Genomic DNA, 22,324 nt, shown 5'->3' with positions numbered 1-22,324 from the left:
GCGCAGTGACACAGCCAAGCTCAATCCTGTTCTCATCAAGTGCGGTCGCGATTGGCAAGGTGGCATTGGCGATTGAGGGTCCGCCAGGGAGCGGCAAATCCTCTCTCGTCCTTGGATTGATTGATCGCGGGGCCCAGCTGATAGGCGATGATGGCGTTACTCTGACCTGTGTTGAGGATCGCATTATCGCAGGTCCACCGCCCAACATCGAAGGACTTCTCGAAGTGCGCGGTGTGGGCCTGATAGAGATGCCCACCGCGCAGCCCTGCCCACTTGCTCTTATACTCCAGCTCGGCGTTGACGATGAACGCTTGCCTGAGGGTGCCCCTATGCGCGATATCCTGGGCATTGATGTTCCATCCTTGCCTTTCGCCCCTGGGACCATCGCCCCAGCCATTCGCGCTGAAATCGCGCTTCGCAAATTTGGACTTCGCTTCCAATGGCAAGAATAAATCGCTTTCATTCTCCGGGGTAAAAGACGAAAAGCACACACGATCATGGCTGAGACAGTTCCCCAATCAGACACGCGCCAGCGGCTGTTGCTAGTGACCGGCCTTGCAGGTGCGGGCAAATCAACCGCGCTTGCCGTGCTTGAGGATTTGGGCTGGGAGACGATCGACAATTTCCCCATCCGTATGCTCGAGCGGTTGATTGGAGAGCCTGGCGAAGCGCCCCACCCTGGCGATCAAGTCGCGCGCGCTCCGCTAGCCATTGGCTTTGATTCCAGAACTCGCGGATTTGTTCCGGTTGAGATCATTTCGCTCATTAAAGCCATGGCCTCGCGCGGTGATTTGGCTGTCACATTCATGTTTATCGACTGCAAAACGAGCGAGCTTGAGCGGCGCTATAATGAGACCCGCAGGCGCCATCCATTGGCCCATGAACGCACAATTCAAGACGCGATCGCTGCTGAGCGCGAACTGCTCGAACCTTTGCGACGCTGGGCCGAAGTGGTCATAGATACGAGCGAGCAATCCTCCAACGACCTGCAAACGCGCGTGCGCGAATTGTTTGACAAAGAACACAAGGCCGAACCCAGCTTGACGGTTTCCAGCTTTGGTTTTGCACGCGGGATGCCGCCGCTTGCCGACTTGGTCTTTGACATGCGTTTCCTTGATAATCCGCACTGGGTGGAAGGCTTGCGTGAGAAAACAGGCCTCGACCGCGAAGTTGGCGCGCATATTGAAAAAGACCCCGCGTTTGCAATTGCTTTCGATCAGATACGCGACCTTCTTCTGACCCTCCTTCCCCGTTATGCAGCGCAAGGAAAGGCCTACATCCACATAGCTTTTGGCTGTACCGGCGGGAGGCACCGCTCCGTCTTCACCGCTGAGGGAATGGCCCAGGCCTTGCGCGATAAAGGGTTTTCGCCCACCGTTCGGCATCGTAATCTTAAGTCGCGCTCGACGGATTCCATCGAGGGAGCGCATTAAGGGCTTGCATCGGGGGCATGGGTTAGTGTTAGGGAGCGCCCCTTGTGGGTTTTCACGTACGCGGATCTTCAAGGGCGCTTTGGTAGAACGGACGATATTCACGGCATGATCGGATTGATTCTGGTAACGCACGGTCGCCTCGCGGACCAATTCGTCGAAGCGATGGAGCATGTGGTTGGCGTGCAATCCGCCGTTGAGACCGTATGCATTGGCCCCAATGACGACATGGAACAGCGCCGCGCAGACATCGCCGCTGCGATCACCACCGTTGATGCTGGACGCGGCGTGATCATCCTGACCGATCTTTTTGGCGGTACGCCTTCCAATTTGGCGATTTCCCTTCTTGATGCGGGCCGGGTTGAGGTCATTGCCGGGATCAACCTGCCCATGCTCATCCGTTTGGCTGGTGCGCGCAAGAATTTGGATGTGGTCGAAGCGGTGGAGGCAGCGCAGATTGCGGGCCGGAATTACATCACGGTGGCAAGCGAGTTGCTGGGTGCGGACACGGCTCCCCAAGGAAAAACAGCGCGCGCAGCGAGCGGTGGAAGCTAAGGAGGCGGCATGGGGGAGCTGCGACAAACAGTCACTATTGTGAACCAACGCGGGCTTCATGCCCGTGCCAGTGCCAAGTTTGTGGGCGCGGTTGCTGCTCTTCCTGAAGGCGCATTGGTCAAGGTTGCCAAGGACGGAAATGAGGCGGCTGGCGGGTCGATTTTGGGTCTCATGATGCTCGGTGCTGCAAAGGGGCAGGAGATTGAGCTTATCGTCGATGGAACCAATGCCCCGGTCGTACTCGAACAGCTCGTTGCCCTCGTCGAAGATGGCTTTGGCGAAGACTGAATTGACCAGAATTCCGGTGGCCTGATGACCCGCAAACACATCTCTGGGTTTTCCAATCCGACCGTGAAGTATTTGCGCAGCTTGCGGGAAAAGAAGCTGCGCAAACGCGCTGGGCAATTTTTGGTCGAAGGACTGCGGCTGCTCGAAGATGCGCGGGTTTCAGGCTTTGTTCCACGCACGCTTGTGATGGCCGAGGGCCGTGATCCGCATCCGCTGATTGAGGGTCTGGAGCGCGAGGTTGCGCAAGTCGGCGGCGAAATCATCACCACCAATCCTGACATCCTCTCCAAGATCACCGGCAAGTCTAACGCGCAAAGCGTCGTCGGCGTATTCGATGAGTTTGACACCTCGCTGCCGCGCCTTGACCGGAGCGGCGGTGACATCTGGCTCGTTGCGCAGGACCTGCGCGATCCCGGCAACCTAGGTACGATGCTGCGTACAGGCGATGCTGTGGGGGCAGGAGGACTGATCCTAATCGACGACTGCGCCGATCCGTTCAGCGCCGAAGCAGTTCGCGCGAGCATGGGCGCACTGTTCACACAAGGTCTTGCGCAGGCGCGGTGGGAGGAATTTGTGCCTTGGCTGAGATCCGGCGAGGGGCAATTGGTCGCGGCGAGTTTGCGCGATGCTGTACCCTATCGCGGTGCGGCGTATCAATCGCCCTGCTTCATCTTGGTAGGCAACGAATCTCAGGGGCTGCCGGAAGGCTATGAAGCAGAATGCGACCTTCGGGTGACTATGCCGATGAAGGGCCGTGCGGACTCGCTAAATGCGGCCGTGGCTGGGGCTGTGCTGGCGTATGAGGTGCTGGACGCCTTGTAGGAATAAAGTGACGCATGTGTCACCTTTTCCCTACAGATAAGAGCCAGAAAGCGCCCAATTTCTGCCAATTTCCCGTGTTGGAAAAAGGTGACACTTTGCAAAAGAGCTTCTGCCAATCTCGACCATATCAAAGAGCGCTGCCCAGATATTGGCAAGCTGAGTACGAGTAGGAAAGAGCCATCTTTGCTGGCTATTCTCCTCAGCGCTACTCTGCCGCGCCCTTGCTGTCCTCCAGCATGAAGTTCTCAGCCTCATCAGCATCCGCCGCGTTATAGCGCGGAGTGCTTTCGACGAGAGGTACTTCTTCGATCTCGCGCTTGCCGATCTCGACGCCTTTTTCGGCAAGACGCTTGCCCGACGAGAGGACGTTGCGCTCAAAGCTGCCGACGAATTTGTTGTAATTGTTGACCGCTGTCTCCAGTCCCCCACCCACGCGCTTGAGGTGCGAGGCCGCCGTCTCGAGGCGGGTGTAGAGTTCTGCGCCCATCCGCCCAATTTCCTGCGCTTCTTGCGCAAGGCCATCCTGACGCCAGACTTGTGCAACAGTGCGTGCAATGGCGACCAAATTGGTTGGCGTGGCAAGCAGAACCCGGCGCTCAAACGCGAAATCCCATAAAGTCGGATCGGCATCCAAGGCCGCGGTCACAAAATGCTCACCGGGAATGAACATGATGACATAGTCGGGCGCCTCTTCGAATTGCGACTGATAACTCTTTGCGCTCAACGTTTGCACATGGCCGCGCATCGACTTTGCGTGCGCGTCAAGCTGGTGTTTGCGAATGTCGTCGTCATCTGCCTCAAAGGCTGCTTGATAGGCGTTGAGCGACACTTTGGAATCGATCACGAGCTTTTTCTGCCCCGGTACGTTGATGATCGCATCAGGACGAAGGCGGCCTTCCTCGGTCTCAACCGATTGTTCCATCTGAAAGTCGGTGTGCTCCGCCAGCCCGCATTGTTCGAGCAGGTTTTGCAAGGCCCGCTCGCCCCAGCGCCCGCGCGCTTTTGGCGCGTTGGTGAGCGAATTGCCCAGCCGCTGTGCCTCGCGGCGGACTTCTTCTTGGCCCTCACGCATGGATTGGATGAGGCCGTGGAGCTGGCCGAACGCATCAGTGCGCTTGGCCTCTAGCTCGCTCACCTGCTTTTCGTAATTGGCAAGCTTCTCACCCACCGGATTGAGCAGCGCCTTGATCTTGGCCTCGCCCGCTTCCTCGGATTGGCGGAAGCGTTGCTCGGCGCGTTTGAGAAAATCGTCTTGGTTCGCCTTAAGCACTTCCGCGCCGGTCGCCTTAAACTCGGAAAGCATCGCGGTGCGCGCTTCGACGAGGGCGCGCTTTTGCTCCTCATGCGCTTTTTCGCGCTCGGACGCAGTGGTTTCGATCTGCGTCAGCCGCTCGGACAAGGCCATGCGTTTGGTACGCTCATCATTGCGCTCTTGCTCGAGGGTCACGGCCTGCGCCGCCCTCACCTCGGCAGCGGCAAGTTTTGCGTTTGCATCGCCAAGGCCCGCCTCAAGCTCACGCGATTGTCCCTCGCTCGCGGTAAGCCTTTCGCGCAAATCGGCGATAGGCCGCGAGGCAAAGAACCACCCCGCCCCGCCGCCAAGGGCCAAGCCGATGACCAAAGTGATGATGAGTAGAATCGCGTTATCCATGCGTACTTATAGCATGGAACATAAGTGGAACACTAGCGCTTTGTTGGATATCCCCGACAAAGCTGAGACCGGACGAAGCTGGATCCCGGATCAAGTCCGGGATGACGAATTCATGGCACTTACTTCCCCGGCCACCGATCTAGTGCGCAAGTTTGGATCTCGGCCAATCTGTTATCGCGCGGTAAACCAAGGCGACGGGTGGGAAAATCAACAATGACCAGTCACTCACACCCTGCGAATACAAAGCCCAACCCGTGTACGCCAGAAACGCTGCCGCAATGCAAGAAAGGACGCTGTAGAGCTTTAACTGATCAGGGCTTGGTTCCTTCCAATTAGGCCAATCCCTGACCACCCAAAAAAGAACGAACGCTGCTAAAACAAGCCAGATGTACCAGTGGCTCATGCCTTGTGAGTACCCGTCCCACGCTTTGAACGCACAAAACGCCGCCACCAAGCAACAAAGAAGGAAGTCAACCTTCGATAGACGGGTTTTTGACTTCTTCTTTGGAAGCCCCCGTGACCAAGACCAGAACATGAAAAGAAGCAGCGCTGGCAGAGCGAGGAGCATGGCATTCGCAATGATCGGATGGACCGACATTTGCCTACGCCGCGCGCAGTTTCTTCAGCTTCTTGAGCATCATGTTGCGCTTAAGGCGCGAGAGGTGGTCGATGAAGACAATGCCTTCGAGGTGGTCCATCTCGTGCTGGATTACGGTCGCCCACATGCCGGTCATGTGCTCTTTGTGGTGGTTGCCGTCGAGGTCTTGGTATTCGACCATGCAGGACGCGGGGCGGTCCACATCGGCGAAGACTTCGGGCACCGACAAGCAGCCCTCTTGGAAGGTGCTCATCTCGCCCGTTTCCGGCGTGATCACCGGGTTTACGAAGACGCGGGGCGCGCGTTTGATGGGCACATGTTCATTGCCGTCTTCGTCGACTTCGGGCTCTGCGTCCTCATCGGGCTCTTGCAGGTCAATGACGAGCAGACGCTTGGGCACCGCGACTTGGATGGCCGCCAAGCCAATGCCGGGGGCGTCGTACATAGTCTCAAGCATATCGTCGGCGAGCTGCTTGAGCTCGTCGCCGAACTCTTCCGGTTTGACCGGTTCAGACACAAGTTTGAGCCGGGGGTCCGGCACTTCGATGATTTCGCGGATAGCCATTGGGGCGATTTAGGGCGGCTGGGTGGTAACTGCAAGCGGAACGGTTCGATTTCAGAGATCGAGAATGCCCACCCCGCTGCGACTAGGCCAGCAAGCTGGCAAGTCTCGCTCCCCTCCCACTCGCGGGAGGGGTTGGGGGTGGGCCTATCCCACCGGCCTTCTGGCCCGTAGCGCCTGCGCCAAGGTGCCCTCATCAAGGTAGTCCAGTTCCCCGCCCACTGGCAGGCCATGCGCCAATTGCGTGATGCGCACTTTGTGCTCTTCCAGCCGCTCGGCGAGGTAGTGGGCGGTGGTTTGCCCCTCGAGCGTTGCGTTCATGGCGAGGACGACCTCATCAATCTCGCCGCCTGCGACGCGCTCGATCAGCGAGGCGATGTTGAGGTCTTCGGGGCCGATGCCATCGAGCGCTGAAAGCTTGCCGCCAAGCACATGGTATCGCCCCTGGAAGAGCCGCGCGCGGTCTAGCGCCCACACGTCCGCGACATCCTCGACCACGCACAGCGATTTTGCATCGCGCTTTGGATCGGAGCAGATGCTGCACGGGTTGGTGGTGTCGACATTGCCGCACATCTCGCATTCGACCAGCGTTTGGGAGACGCCGTCCAGCGCCTCGAGCAAGTCTGGCAAAGCGCGCTCACGGTTCTTGACCAGCCACAGCACAGCGCGCCGCGCGCTGCGTGGGCCGAGCCCGGGCAAACGCGCCAATGCGCTGGATAGAGCTTCAATCTCTTGCGATGCCATGTGGGGGGAGATAGGGCGCTTGGCTCAATTCACAAAGGTTTGGCTGTTACCTTATGCGCATAGTTTTTATGGGAACGCCCGATTTCGCGGTGCCTGCCTTGGTGGCTCTCCATGAGGCGGGCCATGAGATCGCCTGCGTCTACACCCAGCCGCCGAGCCGTTCGGGCCGGGGCAAGAAGCTGCGCCCTTCCCCTGTTCAGGCAAAAGCTGAGGAGCTTGGGTTCGAGGTGCGCTCACCAAAATCGCTGCGGAATGAAGAGGCGCAAGGACAGTTTGCGGCGCTGGGCGCAGATGTAGCGGTGGTCGCGGCCTACGGTCTGATTTTACCTCAAGCCGTGCTAGATGCGCCGAGGCACGGCTGTCTCAATATCCACGCCTCGATCCTCCCGCGCTGGCGGGGGCTGCGCCTATTCACCGCGCGATTATGGCGGGCGATGAGGAGACGGGCGTTACCATTATGCAGATGGAGGCAGGGCTCGATACCGGGCCCATGCGGCATATTGTGAGGACGCCAATTGGAGCCAAGACCACGGGGAAGATGTTTGATGAGCTTGGGGCACTTGGCGCGGAGGCAATGGTTGAGGTTTTGAGCGACCTTGAGGCCTATCCGCCGGTTCCTCAAGACGATGCCCAAGCCACCCATGCGGCCAAGATCGATAAGGCTGAGGCGCGGATCGATTGGTCGCGGAGTTCGAGCGAGTTGGTGCGGCACGTGGCAGGGCTCGCGCCCTTCCCCGGTGCTTGGTTTGAGCTGGACAATGAGAGGGTGAAATTGCTCTTGGCTGAGACAGCCGAGGGTAACGGCCAAGTGGGCGAGGTGCTGGATGATGCATTCACCATTGCTTGCGGTGATGGCGCGATCCGTCCGCTCAAGCTCCAACGCGCGGGCAAACCTGCGATGAACCGCGAGGACTTTTTGCGCGGACGGCCGATTGCGGCGGGGACCGTGCTCAAGTGACCCGTTTTGCCCTCACCATAGAATTTGACGGGACACCGTTTCATGGGCTCCAGCGGCAAAAGCATGGGCCTTCGGTGCAGCAGTCGATCGAGGATGCGCTTCACCGGATTACAGGTGAAGAGATCACTCTACACAGCGCCGGGCGCACGGATGCAGGCGTTCATGCGCTGGGAATGCGGTCCCACGTTGATCTTGAGAAAGACATCGACCCATTTCGCCTGTCCGAGGCGATCAATGCCCATCTTCGCCCGGACCCTATCGCCATTCTCGATTGCCAGATCGTGCCCGATGACTGGCATGCGCGGTTTAGCTGTGTGGAGCGGCGATATGTCTACCGCATCTGCAATCGGCGTGCGCCGCTGACCTTTGCCAAGAATCAGGTCTGGCATGTTGCACAGCCTTTGGACCACGAGGCGATGCACCGTGCCGCGCAATCGCTGGTCGGGCTTCATGACTTCACCACCTTCCGCTCTGTCCAATGCCAGTCAAAAGACCCGGTGAAGACGCTGGACCGCCTCGATGTGGAGCGTCAGGGTGAGGAATTGCGAATCTATGCGCAGGCGCGAAGCTTCCTCCATCATCAGGTTCGATCCATGGTCGGATGCCTCAAATTGGTCGGCCAAGGGACATGGGAAGAGCGCCAAATCGGCCATGCCCTAGCGGCAAAAGACCGCCAAGAATTAGGACTTAACGCGCCGCCACAAGGGCTCTACTTTGTGGAAGCTATTTATCCCGAAGAGGTCCAGAGCTGATGGCCAACTGGTACAAAATTCCGCTCGATTCCAAGATGAAAGAGGGCGATTACCGCGCCGGCCTCAGCGCGCTCAATATCGTGTTCGGCGCTGTCCTTGGCTTCGTCCTTGTGGGCGGTGAAAACCTACCCATTTTCGACTTTGTAGCGCTCCTTGCAATCAGCGCCTTCGTGGTCATGATGATCCAATCCATTGCGCTTAGCGATTACACCTTATTCAGCGTCATTATCACCGCAGGGGCGATCTATCTTCTGCCAGAAATCGCCGAAGAATGGTTCTCGCTTACCAAAGTGCCCAAGCTGCAACCAACGCTCGCAACTTGGGCTGTAATGGCGACACTACTTGAGCTGTCACCCAGAGAAAAAACAGAAACCGCCCCTGAATAACCCCATATTGGAGAGAGACTTATGACCACCGGCAAACAGCTATTCACGACGCTTTCAGCAGAGGGCAAACTCACACTGGAGGTCAGCGAAGAGAGCTTTCCAGAGCCCAAGGGCAACCAAGTTTTGGTAAAAATGGAAGCGGCCCCGATCAACCCATCGGACCTCGCCATTCTCACCAGCGCCGCTGACTTTGAGAACGCGGAATATTCGGCTGGCAAAGTCGTCGCTGACATGCCTGAGCCCTTCCTTTCAGGACAACGCGGCCGCCACGGTCAACGCCTCGAAGCCGGTAACGAGGGTGCCGGAACCGTTGTCGCCACGGGTGACAGCGATATGGCAAAAGCGCTTATGGGGCAGCGCGTCGCTTGCGTCCCCGGACATGCGTTCAGCCAATACGCCATTGCTGATGCGATGATGTGCCTGCCTTTGGGTGACCATTCGAGCGAAGCGGGCGCCTCCAGTTTTGTGAACCCCATGACTGCGCTCGGCTTTGTCGAGACCGCCAAAATGGAAGGCCACGATGCAATCGTCCACTTGGCAGCGGCCTCAAACCTTGGCCAGATGCTCAACAAAATCTGTCAGGAAGACGGCATGAAGCTCGTCAACATCGTGCGCCGTCAGGAACACGTTGACCTGCTCAAATCGCAAGGCGCAACGCATGTCGTGAACTCATCGGACGATGATTACATGAAGCAGCTTCGCGCCGCGATCTCAGAGACAGGCGCATTCCTTGGCTTTGACCCGATTGGCGGGGGGCAGAACACCGACCACGTGCTCAAAGCCATGGAGCAGGTCGCGGCAAGCCAAATGGATGAGTATTCTCGCTATGGTTCGAACCAAGACAAGAAAATGTATCAATATGGCCGTCTGGACCTTCAAAACCCGACCATTTTGACGCCGTCTTATGGGCTTCAGTGGACGGTTGCTGGCTGGCTTCTGACGCCGTTTCTTGCGAAAGCCGGAATGGAAACCGTGGTTCGCATGCGCACCCGCGTGATCGAGAACCTCGGCACCACTTTCGCCTCAAGCTACAAGGCAAAAGTCGACCTTGAAGGCATGCTCACCAAGGAAGCGATCCTTGATTATCGTCAGATGAAAACAGGTGAGAAATATCTCGTGACCCCGTGGGGTTGAGGTAGCGCTTTAACAGGCCCACCCCATTGCAGCTAAGCTCGCCTTGCGGCTCGCTAAGCTTCATTGCCCCTCCCGCTTGCGGGAGGGGAGCGAGACTTGCCGAAGCCCAAACTCGTTTTGGGGTGAGGCTTAGTCGCAGCGGGGTGGGCCTTTTGCCCCTACCTATCCGCGATCAAACGCCGCCTGAATATCGCCGAGATCGGTCACCCCATTCGCGATCAGCACCATCAGCAAGATGCGCGCTTTAGCAGGCCCGAGCGCGCGGGCTGCGACGAAGCCATAAGCGTCATCATCGACCTCGATATTGCGGTCCACAAGGCCTTCGTCCACGCGGGCTGAGCGAACAACTGGCACGCCGCTTTTGACTGCCTGCCCAAGCGCATCCAGCACGCATTTGGGCGCATTGCCCTGCCCCATTCCGGCAAGCACAATGCCCTTGCACCCAATGCCCAGCAGCGCTTTCACGGGCGCCTCGTCCATTCCAGCACCAGCAGTCAAGATCGCCACACGAGGAAGCGCCTCTGGCCAAGCATAACTTGCAGGCTCATCCACACGGGTCGCGCCGCCAAACCAGTCAAGGCTCGACGGTGTCACCCGCGCGACCGGTCCTCTCGGATAGCCTTTGAATGCGTCGATGTTCGAGGTCGCAGCTTTACGCACATCCTTGGCCGCAAACACCGTGTCTCCCATGACCAGCAAAGGCCCCCGCCCACCTGCATCTGGATCACTCGCGACCCGAACCGCATTTGCAAAATTGCGCATCCCATCTGACCCCACTGCGCCCGCCGGCCGCATCGCGCCGACCAAAACTATAGGCTTCTCCGCAGACAGCGTCAGGTCGAGAATATAGGCTGTTTCTTCGGCGGTATCGGTGCCGTGCGTCACCAAGATGCCATCAATTTCAGGATCATCCTGCGCCGCGGTAATCGCTCTATAAAGCGCGTCCCACTCGTCCCAACCCATATCCTGCGACCCGATTTGCGCGATCGGTTTGGCAATAAAATGTGCATCAAGATTAAGCTGTGCCAATTGGCTCAGCATTGCATCTAAACCCAGTTCCCCGGCGGCATAAGAACCACCCGTCGCACTGTCTGCGTTTCCCGCAATTGTGCCTCCTGTCCCCAACACGAGAAGCCTCGGTGAGGTTACGCTCAACGTTGTGCAACCATGCGGCGGATGTGAGCAAATGCGACCAGCGCTCCGCCGATCACGGTAAGTACCGTCTCATCGGCACCCAGTGTATCGGCAAACAGTCCAGATATAAGGAAAGCGATACCAAGCCCAGCCGGTAACAGAAACGCCGCTTTGCGCGCTGTTTCATCGCGCAAAGGCACGCTTGCAGAAATGATAGCAGCCGTGACCGCAAACAGCCAATGCACCCATTCCGCTTCGGCGACAGCCGATAAGAAAGGGAGTGCACTTGCCACAATGGGAAGGGCAAGGCAGTGCAAAATGCACAAAGCGCTCAGGGCAGTTGCGGCGCGGTCGCTTTTGACGGTGGCCTCCATGATATAATGTATCATTATCGCGAAAGATGCCGCTAGTTATGATCCAACAGGTCCTGCGTCAATCTTTAAGCGCCATTTGGCCCAGGCCGAAGACAAATGCCAGCCCAAGCCGTTAGAAATTGTGCCACCAATTCAGTCTTTGACCGTGTGGCTGCGAACCGATACTCCACACCCATGCAACTTGCGGTCAACAGCATTAGCCTCTCTTACGGCGGCACGCCGATCCTTGATGAGGTGAGTTTTACGCTTGATGCAGGTGAGCGCGCGCTTCTTCTTGGGCCTTCGGGGTCAGGCAAATCGAGCCTTTTGAACATCATTTGCGGGCTACAAACTGCCAACAGTGGCACCGTGACTTTGGGCGGCGAGGCGGTAAGCGATCTGGTCCGCAAAAACCATATGGGCATTGTGTTTCAAACACTGCGGCTCGTTTCTGCTCTGAGCGTCAAAGGCAATCTCCTGCTTGCACAAAAGCTGAGCAATGGTGGCCACGATGCCTTGCGGGTCGATACTGTGATGGAGCAATTGGGCATCGGGCACAGGGCCGATGCGAGGCCCCATGAGCTTAGCCAAGGCGAGGCACAACGCGCAGCGATAGCGCGGGCGCTTGTGATCTCTCCCAAACTGTTAATCGCTGATGAGCCAACCTCCGCTCTTGATGCAGGCAACACGCGCAATGTGGCACAAATGTTGATTGAGGCAGCCCAAAGTGCAGGAGCAAGCCTATTGATCGCAACCCATGATGACAGGCTAACCTCGCATTTTGAGCGCACCTTGTCTCTTGTGGATGGGAAGGTTCGCGCGTGATCTCGCTTGCCTTTGCCTATTTGCGCGACCGCCCTCTGACGACGGCGTTGAACGTGCTGCTTTTGTCGATTTCGGTCGCGATGCTGGTTTTGCTTTTGCAGTTCGGCGAGCAAGCCCGCGACCGATTTGCTCGCGATGTGGAAGGGGTTGATCTTGTGGTCGGGGCTAAGGGGTCACCGCTTCAACTGATCCTATCGAGCATTTTCCACATCGATGAGCCCACTGGAAATATTCCTGTCGAGAGCCTCCAGGCAATGCGCGAAAACCCTGCGATTGCGCGCGCGGTGCCGCTTGCCTTGGGCGACAATTTCCGCGGCTTCCGGATCGTTGGCACCGATGAGAGTTTTGGTGAACTTTATGGGCTAAAATTTGCGCAAGGGTCCGGCTTTGACGCCCCTATGCAGGCGGTCATAGGGTCGGCTGTGGCCGAGGCGACCGGCGCCGGGTTGGGTCAGAAATTCGTGGGAAGCCATGGCTTTGGGGCTGATAAGGATGGCGTGCAAGGTCACGACCACGCACCATTTGAAACGGTCGGTATTCTTGCACCCAGTGGCACAGTGGCCGACCGCTTGATACTGACCTCTGTCGAAAGCGTTTGGGACGTCCACGGCATCGAACACAACCACGATCACGATCACGATCATGGTGATGAAGGGCATGAACATCAGGGCGCTGAACATCAGGGCGCTGAACAAAAGGACAAAGATCACGAGGGCCACGATCACGAGGGCCACGATCACGAGGGCCACGATCACGAGGGCCACGACCATGATGAAGCGCCCAAGACCGCTGCGTCCGATCAAGCGCCCTCCGCGCCCATGCAAGCGCAGCGCCCCACCGGCCTTGAGCCTGAGCTAACCTCGATCCTCGTCAGCTATCGCAATGCTTCTGCTGCGATCCGGGTGCCGGCCACAATCAACCGCCAGACCGAAATGCAAGCCGCGGTGCCCGCGCTCGAAACTGCGCGCCTTCTGGAACTTCTGGGCGCCAGTTTTGAGGGCATACGCATTTTCGCATGGCTCCTTGCTGCGACCGGCGGGCTCGCGATATTTGTCGCGCTTCTCAATATGGCGCGCAGCCGCGAGGGGGATCTGGCGCTTTTGCGGGTCATGGGCGCGTCGCCCGTTCAGGTTTTCGCAACGCTCATTCTGGAAGGGGTGATCACTGCTGCTCTTAGTGCGATTATAGGCTGGATTGGCGCGCATACGCTGATCGTGGTGGCGCGTAGCCAGTTTGCAACGCTCTCAGACCTTGGGCTTAGGGCATTTAGTCCGGTTCCTGGCGAGGCATTGCTTCTGGTAGCTGTTATTGCAATTGGGGCTTTAGCAGCGCTCATACCAGCGATGCGCGTTTACAAGATTGATCCAGCACGCGTTATGGCGAGAAGCTGATGAAACCAAATTTGGAGTTTGTAAAAGTGGTCACTTGGCGGATCGCAGCCCTATCAATCCTGGGGCTTATTGGCGTGCAAATGTATTCCTCTTCCAGCAGCTTGGATGAAGAGCCCGGCGCCCTTTCTGTAGTCAATCAAGCCCAAGCAAGGGCGCCAGGTGCATCGCCACTCAGGCAATTGACTAGCCAACCCGATCCCAAACAAGGCGCTTTGGTTGAGGATATCTGGAAGCCTGCGCCCACCCCTGCTGGTGGTACATCGTGGGCATTGCTTGAAGGTGCCAAAGAGGTCACTCGCACCGATAAGAACGGTTATTTGATCTCCTATCCGATTTTCACCCGTGAACAGCGCGCGCTCGAGGGTAAGCGTATCAAGGTCTCAGGTTGGATGGACCCGCTTCAGGTGGGCTCTAAGCAGAAGCGCTTCGTACTTCTCGGATATCCGCCGGGTTGTCCTTTCCATTTTCACGCAGCTCCGATGCAATTTATCGAAGTGATGGCATCCACCCCTTTTGATACCGATCGGACCAATATGATCACGGTCAGCGGCGTGTTAGAGCTCACAGGCTATGACGAAAGCGGCGTCTTCTATCGCTTGTGGCAATCGCGCCCTGCGTGACATCTCCGGTCAAAATGGCGACCCAAAGTGTCGTGCAATTGTAGCCATCCATCATCATAAAGGCATCGTAGCCAGGCTCCGAAGACCGGAGCTATCAGGGGCCCAGAAAGGGAAAACGCAGACCATGTCAGATCGGCTGAATACGAACGGCAATCGCCGCCAATTTCTTGCTGCGACCAGCAGCGCCTTTGCGGCGCTTGTTGCGAGCGGGTGCTCAACGAGAGGTGCGTCGCTTGCATCGGCCAGCACACCATCAGCGTCAGGATTTGCCGGTTATGGTTCCTTGGTGAAGGACCCCGCAGGCATGCTCGACCTGCCTGAAGGGTTCTCATACCGCGTGCTCTCGAGCCTTGGCGATGCGATGGATGATGGTGGCACGGTGCCTAACAAAGCGGACGGCATGGGTTGCCTTGATATCGGAAATGGTGAGATCGCTCTTGTGCGCAACCACGAGCTTATCCCAATCGATGATGCAGGCGGTGAGATTGCCAAAGGCTATGGCACTTGGAATGGCAAGATTACGCCCGGCGGGACCACCAATATCGTGCTTGATGCCTCCACTCTTGAGGTGAAGCGCCAGCTGCGCACACTTGGCGGGACGATCCGCAATTGCTCTGGCGGGGTGACGCCGTGGGGCTCATGGCTGACCTGCGAAGAGGCTCCTACTGGCCCCGGACAACGCTATGGCGAAGGCTTAGTGGTGAACCACGGCTGGACCTTTGAGGTGCCTGGCACAGCCACAGGTCTTGTTGATCCTGTGCCCTTGAAGGCCATGGGCCGCTTCAACCACGAGGCCGCCTGTGTCGATCCGGAAACGGGCTATGTCTACCAAAGCGAAGACATGAACGATTCCGCCTTCTATCGCTTCATTCCCAATGTTCCCGGCAAGCTGTCGCAAGGTGGCAAGTTGCAAGCCATGGTGATTGAAAACGGCCCCGCGGACACGCGCAATTGGGACGCGGCGACAATGCCTTTGGGCACAAGCTTCGCGGTCCGCTGGATCGATCTTGACGATGTGGAGGCGCCCAAGAACGACCTTCGCACAAGAGCCGCAGCAGCAGGAGCCGCAGTGATCGCGCGCGGCGAAGGCCTGCATATGGGCGATGGCGAGATGTATCTTTGCTCCACCAGCGGCGGGGCGAAGAAACTTGGCCAGATTTTCCGCCTTGTACCGGGCCGTGGCGGCGCGCCTGACAGGTTTGAGCTGTTCTTCGAAAGCGAGAGCGCAGACCAATTCAACTATGGCGACAATCTGTGCGTTGCGCCCAATGGCCACCTTGTCGTTTGCGAAGACCAATACACCGATGTCGTCGACAACCACTTGCGTGGGATCACACCAGATGGACGCCCCTATGACCTCGGCCGCTTGACGATGCAGACAGAGCTTGCAGGCGCGTGCTTCTCACCCGATGGCAAGACCATGTTTGTGAACGCCTATGCACCCACGCGCACATTGGCGATTACTGGGCCCTGGGTCAGCGCCTGAGGCTTACATCGAGGCGCGGATCATCGCCTCGAAGTCTTCGGCTGATGCGCGCCGCGGGTTTCCGCGCGCGGCCAAGTCTTTGAGCGAATATTCCACCATCTCGGCAATGTCGTCCTCGACGATGCCCATTTCGCCAAGACCGCTTGGGATGCCGATCTCAGCGTTGAGGTCGGCAATGGCCTGAGCAATATCCGCGCCCGGCTCTAGCCCCATGGCCTGACGAAGGCGCGCGTATTTCTCTTCGCACTCACTCTCATTGAAGCGCAGCACTTCGGGCAGGAAAACGGCGTTCAAAGTGCCGTGGTGCGGGTTCAATCGTTTGATACGGCCCGCCGCATGGCTCATCGCGTGAACCGCGCCCAGACCCTTCACAAAGGCAAACGCGCCCTCGGTCGAGGCCATCATCATATGCCAGCGCGCATCGCGGTCTGACCCGTCGGCCACCGCTTTTGGCAGCCATTGAAACCCGCGCCACAGGCCATCCAGCGCAACGCCTTCCGCTGGCGGATTGACGTTGGGCGTCAGGAACGCCTCGATACAGTGCGTGATCGCATCCATGCCGGTTGCCGCCGTCATCATCGGCGGCAGACCCATGGTAAGCTCTGGATCACAGATCGCGGCTACCGGGATGAACATCGGGCTCGCAAACGTCATCTTGCGCCCGTCTTCAAGGATAATCACAAAGCCGACGGAAACCTCGCTGCCCGTGCCCGACGTAGTGGGCACAGCGATCAGCGGGGTCATGCCTTTGATATTGCGCGCGCCGCCTTGCAGCGGGTCATATTGCTCAAGCGGACCGCCGGAAGCTGCCAGCAGGCCCACCGCCTTGCCCAAGTCCATCGAAGAGCCACCACCAAGCGCGATAATACCATCGCAGCCCTCTGCCTCGAACAAAGCGAGCGCCTTTTTGGTGGCCTCTTCGGTGGGGTTGCCCGGTGTCTCATCAAACACCACCGCATCACAGCCCATCGCCGCTTTCACGGTGTCGACGATGCCGACCTTCACGAGGCCCGCATCAGTCGCGATAAAGGGCTTGGTGATGCCAGCTTTCTTCATCTCTTTGGGCAGCAGTTCAAGCGCGCCAAAGCCGAATTGTGTTGTCGTCAAATAGGTGAGCGTTGTGAGCGCCATGAGTAATCCCTCTCTTCTCGTCGGCGAGATGTTTGGGGGTTCAATCGCTGCTTTGCAACCGGGTTTTTAGGCGTTTTCGGCGTATTGCACCGTGGGCTCCGCCCAAGACGGGAACGGGTCTTCCATCCCTTTCCAATCCTCGGGCGTGTACTCGGTTGCGGGGACGAGGCACGCATCAAGCGCGCCGCGGATTTTCGCCTCATCCATCTCGATACCGATAAAGACGATTTCCTGACGCCGGTCGCCCCAGATGGGGTCCCAGTTCTTGGCTACAAATTCTTCAAATGTGCCGTCCACTGGCCATTGGTTCTTGGGAACCGCTGCCCACCACATCCCCATGCGGCTCACGCTCTTTTGACGGCCCGCAATGGCGAGTTCGGCGAGGAATTGGGTGCGGGTCGCGGTCCAAAAGTGGCCCTTGGCGCGGATCACCGCGTCGAGATGCTCGCTAGTGAGGAAGGCATAGAGTCTGGCCGGATCGAAGGGGGCACGGGCGCGGTAGACGAAGCTTTCGACGCCGTATTCTTCAGTCTCAGGGCGGTGGCTGGCGAAATCGTAGAGTTCTTTCAGCCATAGCGGGTGTTGCTCAGACTCTTTCTCGTCATAGAGGCCTGTACCCACCACATCATCAAGCGCCACATTGCCGTGGTTCGCCTCAATAATGCGCGCATCGGCATTGAGCGAGGCCACGACTTTCTCGACCATGGCAAGCTGCTCAGGGGAAACATCAGCCGCCTTGTTCACGATCACCACATCGGCAAACTCAATCTGCTCGACCAATAGCGCCACCAGACTGCGATCATCCTCTTCGCCCGCTGTCTCGCCCCGGTGCGCGAGGAGGTCATCGCTGGAGTAATCCGCAAGCAGGTTCACCGTGTCTACGACCGTGACCATAGTGTCGATCTCAGACACATCGCCAAGGCTCTGCCCCTCTTCATCGCGGAAGGAGAAGGTCGCGGCGACCGGCAAAGGCTCTGAAATCCCGGTGCTTTCGATCACGAGGTAGTCAAAGCGCCCATCTTCGGCGAGCGTGCGAACTTCTTTGAGCAAATCATCGCGCAGCGTGCAGCAGATGCAGCCATTGGTCATCTCGACCAATTGTTCTTCTGAACGCGACAAAGACGCCTCTCCCCCGCGCACAAGGTCCGCATCGATATTCACCTCGGACATATCGTTGACGATCACCGCGACCTTCTTGCCCTCACGATTGGTAAGGATGTGGTTGAGAAGCGTCGTCTTACCCGCTCCAAGAAAGCCCGAAAGAACTGTGACGGGAAGCTTTGTTCCGGTGAAACTTGAGGTCTGCTCGTTCATTGGAGCCTTCCGTGAAGTGTGGCCTTGCTGTCAATGATATAATATCACATTAGCTTGAGCACCACTTAGCGCAGCCTGAACAAATTTCAATGTGCGACCCAATCGGCAGGCCATTTGCAAGCCTACGCATTTGTACTAGGCATACACCCAAGCAATTTTGTTTCTCAGTGAGGACACTTCATGAAAGCCACCAAACTTCTCGCCAGCGCCCTGCTCCTCAGCAGCGCGCCTTTAGCATTCTTGGCTGCCCCAGCCACTGCCAAAGAGGGCATGTTCACCCCCGGGCAGCTCCCTGACATTGCTGACCAATTGCAAGAAGCAGGCCTTGAGCTTGACCCAGACGACCTCACGGACCTTACCGGCTTTCCCATGGGCGCTGTCGTCTCGCTTGGCGGGTGTTCGGCAAGTTTTGTCTCGCCAGAGGGTCTTGTGGTCACCAACCACCACTGCGCGCGCGGCTCTGTCCAATTCAACTCAACGGCGGAAAACAACTATCTCGAAAATGGCTTCCTCGCGGGCACCAAAGGCGATGAGCTTCCCGCAGCCCCCGGCAGCCGCATCTATGTGACCACCGAGCTTACCGATGTGACAAGCCGCGTTCGCGAAGGCACTTTGGATATGTCGCCAACAGATCGCTACGACGCCATCGAGCAGCGCCGCAAGGACATCACCGCTGAATGCGAGAGCGAACCCGGTTTCCGCTGCCTTGTCGCAAGCTTTTATGGCGGCGCGGAATACACGCTCATCAAACGCCTCGAAGTGCGCGATGTGCGGCTTGTCTACGCTCCCGCTGACTCCATCGGCAAATATGGCGGCGATATCGATAACTGGCAGTGGCCGCGCCACACGGGCGACTTCGCCTTCTACCGCGCCTATGTCGCGCCTGACGGCTCAGCAGCTGACTTCAGCGAAGACAATGTACCCTACGCGCCCGAGCATCACCTGAAAGTGAATGCGGCAGGCCTGGATGATGGCGATTTCGTCATGGTCGCAGGCTACCCCGGCTCAACCAATCGCTACACGCTGTTGGCTGAGGTGGAGAACACTTTTGGCTGGACCTATCCAACCTTCCAAGGTCTCCTCACCGATTGGATCGCAACCATCGAAGAGGCAGCACCAGAGGGTTCAGACGCGCGGGTCAAATACGAAAGCCGTCTTGCCGGTCTCAACAACTTTGAGAAAAACCTGCGCGGGCAAATCGATGGTGCGCGCCGCGTCGGCCTTGTCGACCGCCGTGCAGCACGCGAAGCTGGCCTTGCGCAATGGATCGCAGAGGATGCGTCACGCGCGGATTATGCCCCTGCAATCGAGGCGCTTACCGAATTGTCGAAAGAAAGCGCAACGGCTGCGCGCACCAACTTCTGGTACAACAACGCAACCCGCCCTGCCCTGCTCTCCGCAGCTCAGCGTCTCTATCGCCTCTCTAAAGAGCGCGAGCTTCCCAATGCTGAGCGCGAACCCGGCTATCAAGAGCGCGATATGACCTTCTTCCGTCAGGGTCTCCAGGCGCTTGATCGTCGCTATGATCCTTCGGTGGACCAGGCCGAGTGGGTGATGTTCCTTTCAGGCTACCTCACCCAGCCCGCTGAAGAGCGCGTGGCTGTCTTTGACCAAGCGCTTGGACTCACGAGCGAGACCACGGCGGCTGACCTTCCTGCATTGCTCGCCGCGTTCTACGAGAACACGACGCTTGGCGATGGCGAAACACGCCTTGCGATGATGGAGGCAGACGCAGCGACGATCGAGGCCAGCGAAGACCCGTTCGTAAAGCTCGCCGTGGCGCTCTACGATTACGAGCGCGGCCTTGAGGACGCTGGCGAAGAACGAGCCGGACGCGCCCTCGCCTTGCGTCCCGCGTACATGGAAGCGATTACCGCTTGGCAGCGCGAGGAAGGCGGCCTGCCCTATCCTGATGCAAACTCCACCCTTCGCATCACCTTTGGCAATGTGATGGGCGGATCACCGTTTGACGGCATGGCCTATCTGCCCTTCACAACCCTTGAAGGGATCACGCAGAAAGACACAGGCGAAGAGCCTTTCAACTCCCCGCAAAGCCAATTGGATGCCATCGCTGCCAAGGATTACGGCGGTTATGATCTGGCCTCTATCGGCTCTGTCCCAGTGAACTTTATGTCCGATCTCGACGTCACGGGCGGTAATAGCGGTTCAGCGACCCTCAACGCACAAGGTGAGCTCGTTGGCCTGCTGTTCGACGGTACGTTTGAGAGCGTCAATTCCGACTGGGACTTCGATCCGCGCACCACGCGTTCGATCCATGTCGATTCGCGTTACATGCTGTGGGTGATGGAAAAGATCGACGGTGCAGGTAACCTCATCGAAGAAATGGACGTGGTTCGTTAATAGGTCTACTTTATAGGCTTGAGTGCTTTTGATACTTGACCGGGGCGCGCCTTCGCCTTAGTTGGCGCGCTCCAAGCAGCTGCAAGGCTGTTTTGAGAACACTGGTTGGGGCGATTAGCTCAGTTGGTAGAGCATCTCGTTTACACCGAGAGGGTCGGCAGTTCGAGCCTGTCATCGCCCACCAGTTTCCCGTAATGACAGTGAGGGGGTCCGCCCCCCAAGTTATAACGTTTGAGCCGCAGTCTGCTCTATTTCAATCGTCACAAACTCATCCGGATCAACCGGCGCAATACCAACGGTTATGATCACCTTGCCTTGGTCAATGGTGTCGGCAGTGTTGTTGCTTGCATCGCATCGAACAAAATAATCATAGATCGCACCCTGTTTGCCGAGATCGGCGAGCCACGCTCTGACCTGGCTTTCCAAAGAGACCCACAAGGCTTCGTCGTTTGGCTCAAACAAAGCCCACCGGGTCGAGCGCCAAAGCGTCTCCTCAATGTGAAGGGTCAGCCGCCTGACTGAAACAAACTTAAACGTGTCCCCAAACACATCTGCACCGCGCAGGGTGCGCGCGCCCCACACCACCGGGCCATATGTTGGAAACGAGCGCAAGCAATTGATGCCTTTGGGATTGAGCTCACCATTATCGATATCGGTCAAAGACAACTCGAGCTTAGTAATGCCAGCGATACCAGCGCTGAGCCCTGCCGGCGCGTTCCAAATCCCGCGCGCGACATCGGTTGATGCGATCACCCCTGCGATAGCGCCGCATGGTGCGAAAAGAGCGGGAGCGCTCTTATTCCGAAGGTCTTCTTTGATGATCCGCGGGAAATAAACCGCGCAATTGCGGGCAACCTCTTCGCCAGCGGAGTTTCTGCCAGTGATGCCAAGATCAGATGGGTCAATCTGCGCGACCTGCCCACTGTTTGCCTTATCCACCCAGTCTGAAATCGGGTCGACGATATAAAACGCGCGCGCGTCCGTGGCGAAAATCGCGGCCTGCGCACGAACGGATGCGTCCAAATCCCATTGGCTCTTAGGAACATCATCAATCATGCGCCGATCAGGAGGAATGCAAAGGAGATTAAAGTAGTCTGCCTTTTCAAGCAGATACATCCCCGTCTCGTTCTCTTCATCGCCAAGGTAAGTGGACGCTTCGAGATAGGTGCCGTCATTGCCTCCCTCCCCTTCAGCAAGCACGCCATCACCCGGAGGCTGTTTTGACAGCTGATCAACACGAGCAAGCGAGCTCTCGTAGCTTAAAACTGTGTCCAATCGGTTGGGAAAAAGGTGTTTTACTCCAACCGTTGACACGCAAAGATTGAGGTAACGCTCGCTTGCAGTTGATTGTCCCTGCTCATCGTGCAGGGTCAGCGTAAGGTTGAAAAGGTCGCCCACCTCGATGCCATATTCATCATGGAACTGTGCCGCGGTTGTCTCAGTGATACCTGCCGTATCAATCTTGGCGGATAGCCGATTACCCCAAAGTCCAGGGTTGGCCGCTTTAAGGGTCAGCTGATTTGCAAAATGCAGCCTGGCGCATCCATCACCGGTCGTCGGTTCAAACAGCCGCGCAATGATCGCCTGACTTCCTCCGTTGTCGAAAAAATCCTGCACGGCATAGCTGAGCGGATAATCGAATTGCAGTCCGCCAAATTGCTTCTGAAAATCACCAAAGCTGTTGATGGTAACAGGCTTCGTCGTATCGCCGAACGGCGCGCGGCCCACGAATGCAGCGATATTTGTCGCGATGGGCACCACCCGGGACGGGTTGCCAGCGGGCTCTTCAATATAGACGCCCGGATATCTCATGTCGGTTGGCATTTGCT

The 22,324-nt window shown here is 57.8% G+C and carries 22 protein-coding genes, 1 tRNA gene and 1 pseudogene; 16 read left to right on the top strand and 8 right to left on the bottom strand.

Translation table 11 applies throughout. The features are described 5' to 3' along the window. Window positions 1-5 precede the first annotated feature (5 nt). The 5 genes from AC0V61_RS12285 (at window position 6) to AC0V61_RS12265 (ending at window position 3,095) form a co-directional block, all read left to right on the top strand. Complete coding sequence (locus AC0V61_RS12285; RefSeq protein WP_486157935.1) at window positions 6-452, top strand: HPr kinase/phosphorylase; 447 nt, start codon at window positions 6-8, stop codon at window positions 450-452. A gap of 45 nt (window positions 453-497) precedes the next feature. After that, window positions 498-1,433, top strand: coding sequence for an RNase adapter RapZ (rapZ, locus tag AC0V61_RS12280; RefSeq protein ID WP_486157933.1), 936 nt, complete (start codon window positions 498-500; stop codon window positions 1,431-1,433). A 105-nt stretch (window positions 1,434-1,538) separates the two neighbouring features. Beyond that, window positions 1,539-1,985: a PTS sugar transporter subunit IIA gene (locus AC0V61_RS12275; protein ID WP_486157931.1), complete on the top strand. Its 447-nt coding sequence runs from the start codon at window positions 1,539-1,541 to the stop codon at window positions 1,983-1,985. 9 nt (window positions 1,986-1,994) lie between these two features. After that, the gene (locus tag AC0V61_RS12270; RefSeq protein ID WP_486157929.1) at window positions 1,995-2,273 is read left to right on the top strand and encodes an HPr family phosphocarrier protein; all 279 of its coding nucleotides are present in this window, start codon (window positions 1,995-1,997) and stop codon (window positions 2,271-2,273) included. A 24-nt stretch (window positions 2,274-2,297) separates the two neighbouring features. Continuing rightward, window positions 2,298-3,095: a TrmH family RNA methyltransferase gene (locus AC0V61_RS12265; RefSeq protein ID WP_486157927.1), complete on the top strand. Its 798-nt coding sequence runs from the start codon at window positions 2,298-2,300 to the stop codon at window positions 3,093-3,095. A 205-nt stretch (window positions 3,096-3,300) separates the two neighbouring features. Here AC0V61_RS12265 and AC0V61_RS12260 read toward each other — a convergent pair whose 3' ends face one another. The 3 genes from AC0V61_RS12260 to recR all read right to left on the bottom strand — a co-directional run bounded on the left by AC0V61_RS12260 (window position 3,301) and on the right by recR (window position 6,650). Next, a complete protein-coding gene (locus AC0V61_RS12260; protein WP_486157925.1) occupies window positions 3,301-4,746 on the bottom strand; it encodes a DNA recombination protein RmuC in 1,446 nt (481 codons plus the stop codon). Between the two features lie 602 nt (window positions 4,747-5,348). Then, window positions 5,349-5,909, bottom strand: a complete 561-nt coding sequence (def, locus tag AC0V61_RS12255; protein WP_486157923.1) for a peptide deformylase — start codon at window positions 5,907-5,909, stop codon at window positions 5,349-5,351. Window positions 5,910-6,053: 144 nt separating this feature from the next. Beyond that, the gene (recR, locus tag AC0V61_RS12250) at window positions 6,054-6,650 is read right to left on the bottom strand and encodes a recombination mediator RecR (RefSeq protein WP_486157921.1); all 597 of its coding nucleotides are present in this window, start codon (window positions 6,648-6,650) and stop codon (window positions 6,054-6,056) included. 53 nt (window positions 6,651-6,703) lie between these two features. Between recR and AC0V61_RS12245 the strand changes: the two are divergent. The 5 genes and pseudogenes from AC0V61_RS12245 to AC0V61_RS12225 all read left to right on the top strand — a co-directional run. Further along, window positions 6,704-7,179: pseudogene (locus AC0V61_RS12245) on the top strand (methionyl-tRNA formyltransferase); the annotation flags it as partial. Between the two features lie 9 nt (window positions 7,180-7,188). Next, entirely contained in the window at window positions 7,189-7,608 is a 420-nt protein-coding gene (locus AC0V61_RS12240) for a methionyl-tRNA formyltransferase (RefSeq protein WP_486159541.1), read from the top strand. Beyond that, window positions 7,605-8,360 (top strand): tRNA pseudouridine(38-40) synthase TruA, encoded by a 756-nt coding sequence (gene truA, locus AC0V61_RS12235; protein WP_486157919.1) that lies wholly within the window; start codon window positions 7,605-7,607, stop codon window positions 8,358-8,360. Before AC0V61_RS12240 ends, truA begins: the two co-directional genes overlap by 4 nt. Then, window positions 8,360-8,746 (top strand): hypothetical protein, encoded by a 387-nt coding sequence (locus AC0V61_RS12230; RefSeq protein ID WP_486157917.1) that lies wholly within the window; start codon window positions 8,360-8,362, stop codon window positions 8,744-8,746. The genes truA and AC0V61_RS12230 overlap by 1 nt, the downstream gene beginning before the upstream one ends. Before the next feature lie 21 nt (window positions 8,747-8,767). After that, entirely contained in the window at window positions 8,768-9,880 is a 1,113-nt protein-coding gene (locus AC0V61_RS12225) for a zinc-binding dehydrogenase (RefSeq protein WP_486157915.1), read from the top strand. A gap of 162 nt (window positions 9,881-10,042) precedes the next feature. Here the strand turns inward: AC0V61_RS12225 and AC0V61_RS12220 are convergent, their stop codons facing one another. Continuing rightward, window positions 10,043-11,008 carry an asparaginase gene (locus tag AC0V61_RS12220; RefSeq protein ID WP_486157913.1) on the bottom strand — a complete coding sequence of 322 codons (966 nt, stop codon included), beginning with the start codon at window positions 11,006-11,008 and terminating at the stop codon, window positions 10,043-10,045. A gap of 23 nt (window positions 11,009-11,031) precedes the next feature. Further along, window positions 11,032-11,403: a MerC domain-containing protein gene (locus tag AC0V61_RS12215; protein ID WP_486157911.1), complete on the bottom strand. Its 372-nt coding sequence runs from the start codon at window positions 11,401-11,403 to the stop codon at window positions 11,032-11,034. 81 nt (window positions 11,404-11,484) lie between these two features. Here AC0V61_RS12215 and AC0V61_RS12210 point away from each other — a divergent pair, with 81 nt between their 5' ends. The 4 genes from AC0V61_RS12210 (at window position 11,485) to AC0V61_RS12195 (ending at window position 15,689) form a co-directional block, all read left to right on the top strand. Then, on the top strand, window positions 11,485-12,192 hold the full coding sequence (locus AC0V61_RS12210; RefSeq protein WP_486157909.1) for an ABC transporter ATP-binding protein: 708 nt from the start codon (window positions 11,485-11,487) through the stop codon (window positions 12,190-12,192). Continuing rightward, window positions 12,189-13,583: an ABC transporter permease gene (locus AC0V61_RS12205; protein ID WP_486157907.1), complete on the top strand. Its 1,395-nt coding sequence runs from the start codon at window positions 12,189-12,191 to the stop codon at window positions 13,581-13,583. The genes AC0V61_RS12210 and AC0V61_RS12205 overlap by 4 nt, the downstream gene beginning before the upstream one ends. Next, the gene (locus tag AC0V61_RS12200) at window positions 13,583-14,203 is read left to right on the top strand and encodes a DUF3299 domain-containing protein (RefSeq protein ID WP_486157905.1); all 621 of its coding nucleotides are present in this window, start codon (window positions 13,583-13,585) and stop codon (window positions 14,201-14,203) included. The genes AC0V61_RS12205 and AC0V61_RS12200 overlap by 1 nt, the downstream gene beginning before the upstream one ends. A gap of 124 nt (window positions 14,204-14,327) precedes the next feature. Then, on the top strand, window positions 14,328-15,689 hold the full coding sequence (locus tag AC0V61_RS12195; protein ID WP_486157903.1) for an alkaline phosphatase PhoX: 1,362 nt from the start codon (window positions 14,328-14,330) through the stop codon (window positions 15,687-15,689). 3 nt (window positions 15,690-15,692) lie between these two features. Here the strand turns inward: AC0V61_RS12195 and AC0V61_RS12190 are convergent, their stop codons facing one another. Together AC0V61_RS12190 and AC0V61_RS12185 are read right to left on the bottom strand one after the other, a co-directional pair. Further along, on the bottom strand, window positions 15,693-16,820 hold the full coding sequence (locus AC0V61_RS12190) for an iron-containing alcohol dehydrogenase (protein WP_486157901.1): 1,128 nt from the start codon (window positions 16,818-16,820) through the stop codon (window positions 15,693-15,695). A 66-nt stretch (window positions 16,821-16,886) separates the two neighbouring features. Then, window positions 16,887-18,134 carry a GTP-binding protein gene (locus AC0V61_RS12185; RefSeq protein ID WP_486157899.1) on the bottom strand — a complete coding sequence of 416 codons (1,248 nt, stop codon included), beginning with the start codon at window positions 18,132-18,134 and terminating at the stop codon, window positions 16,887-16,889. A gap of 180 nt (window positions 18,135-18,314) precedes the next feature. On the opposite strand from AC0V61_RS12185, the gene AC0V61_RS12180 reads away from it, so the two are divergent. Further along, window positions 18,315-20,495: a S46 family peptidase gene (locus AC0V61_RS12180; protein ID WP_486157897.1), complete on the top strand. Its 2,181-nt coding sequence runs from the start codon at window positions 18,315-18,317 to the stop codon at window positions 20,493-20,495. Between the two features lie 108 nt (window positions 20,496-20,603). Continuing rightward, window positions 20,604-20,679, top strand: a tRNA-Val gene (locus AC0V61_RS12175). A gap of 38 nt (window positions 20,680-20,717) precedes the next feature. On the opposite strand, the gene AC0V61_RS12170 is transcribed toward AC0V61_RS12175, so the two are convergent. After that, window positions 20,718-22,319, bottom strand: coding sequence for a phage tail sheath family protein (locus AC0V61_RS12170; protein ID WP_486157895.1), 1,602 nt, complete (start codon window positions 22,317-22,319; stop codon window positions 20,718-20,720). Between the last annotated feature and the right edge of the window lie 5 nt (window positions 22,320-22,324).

Source organism: Erythrobacter sp. JB1-4, from assembly GCF_057365025.1.
This window is presented reverse-complemented; position numbering and strand designations above follow the sequence as displayed.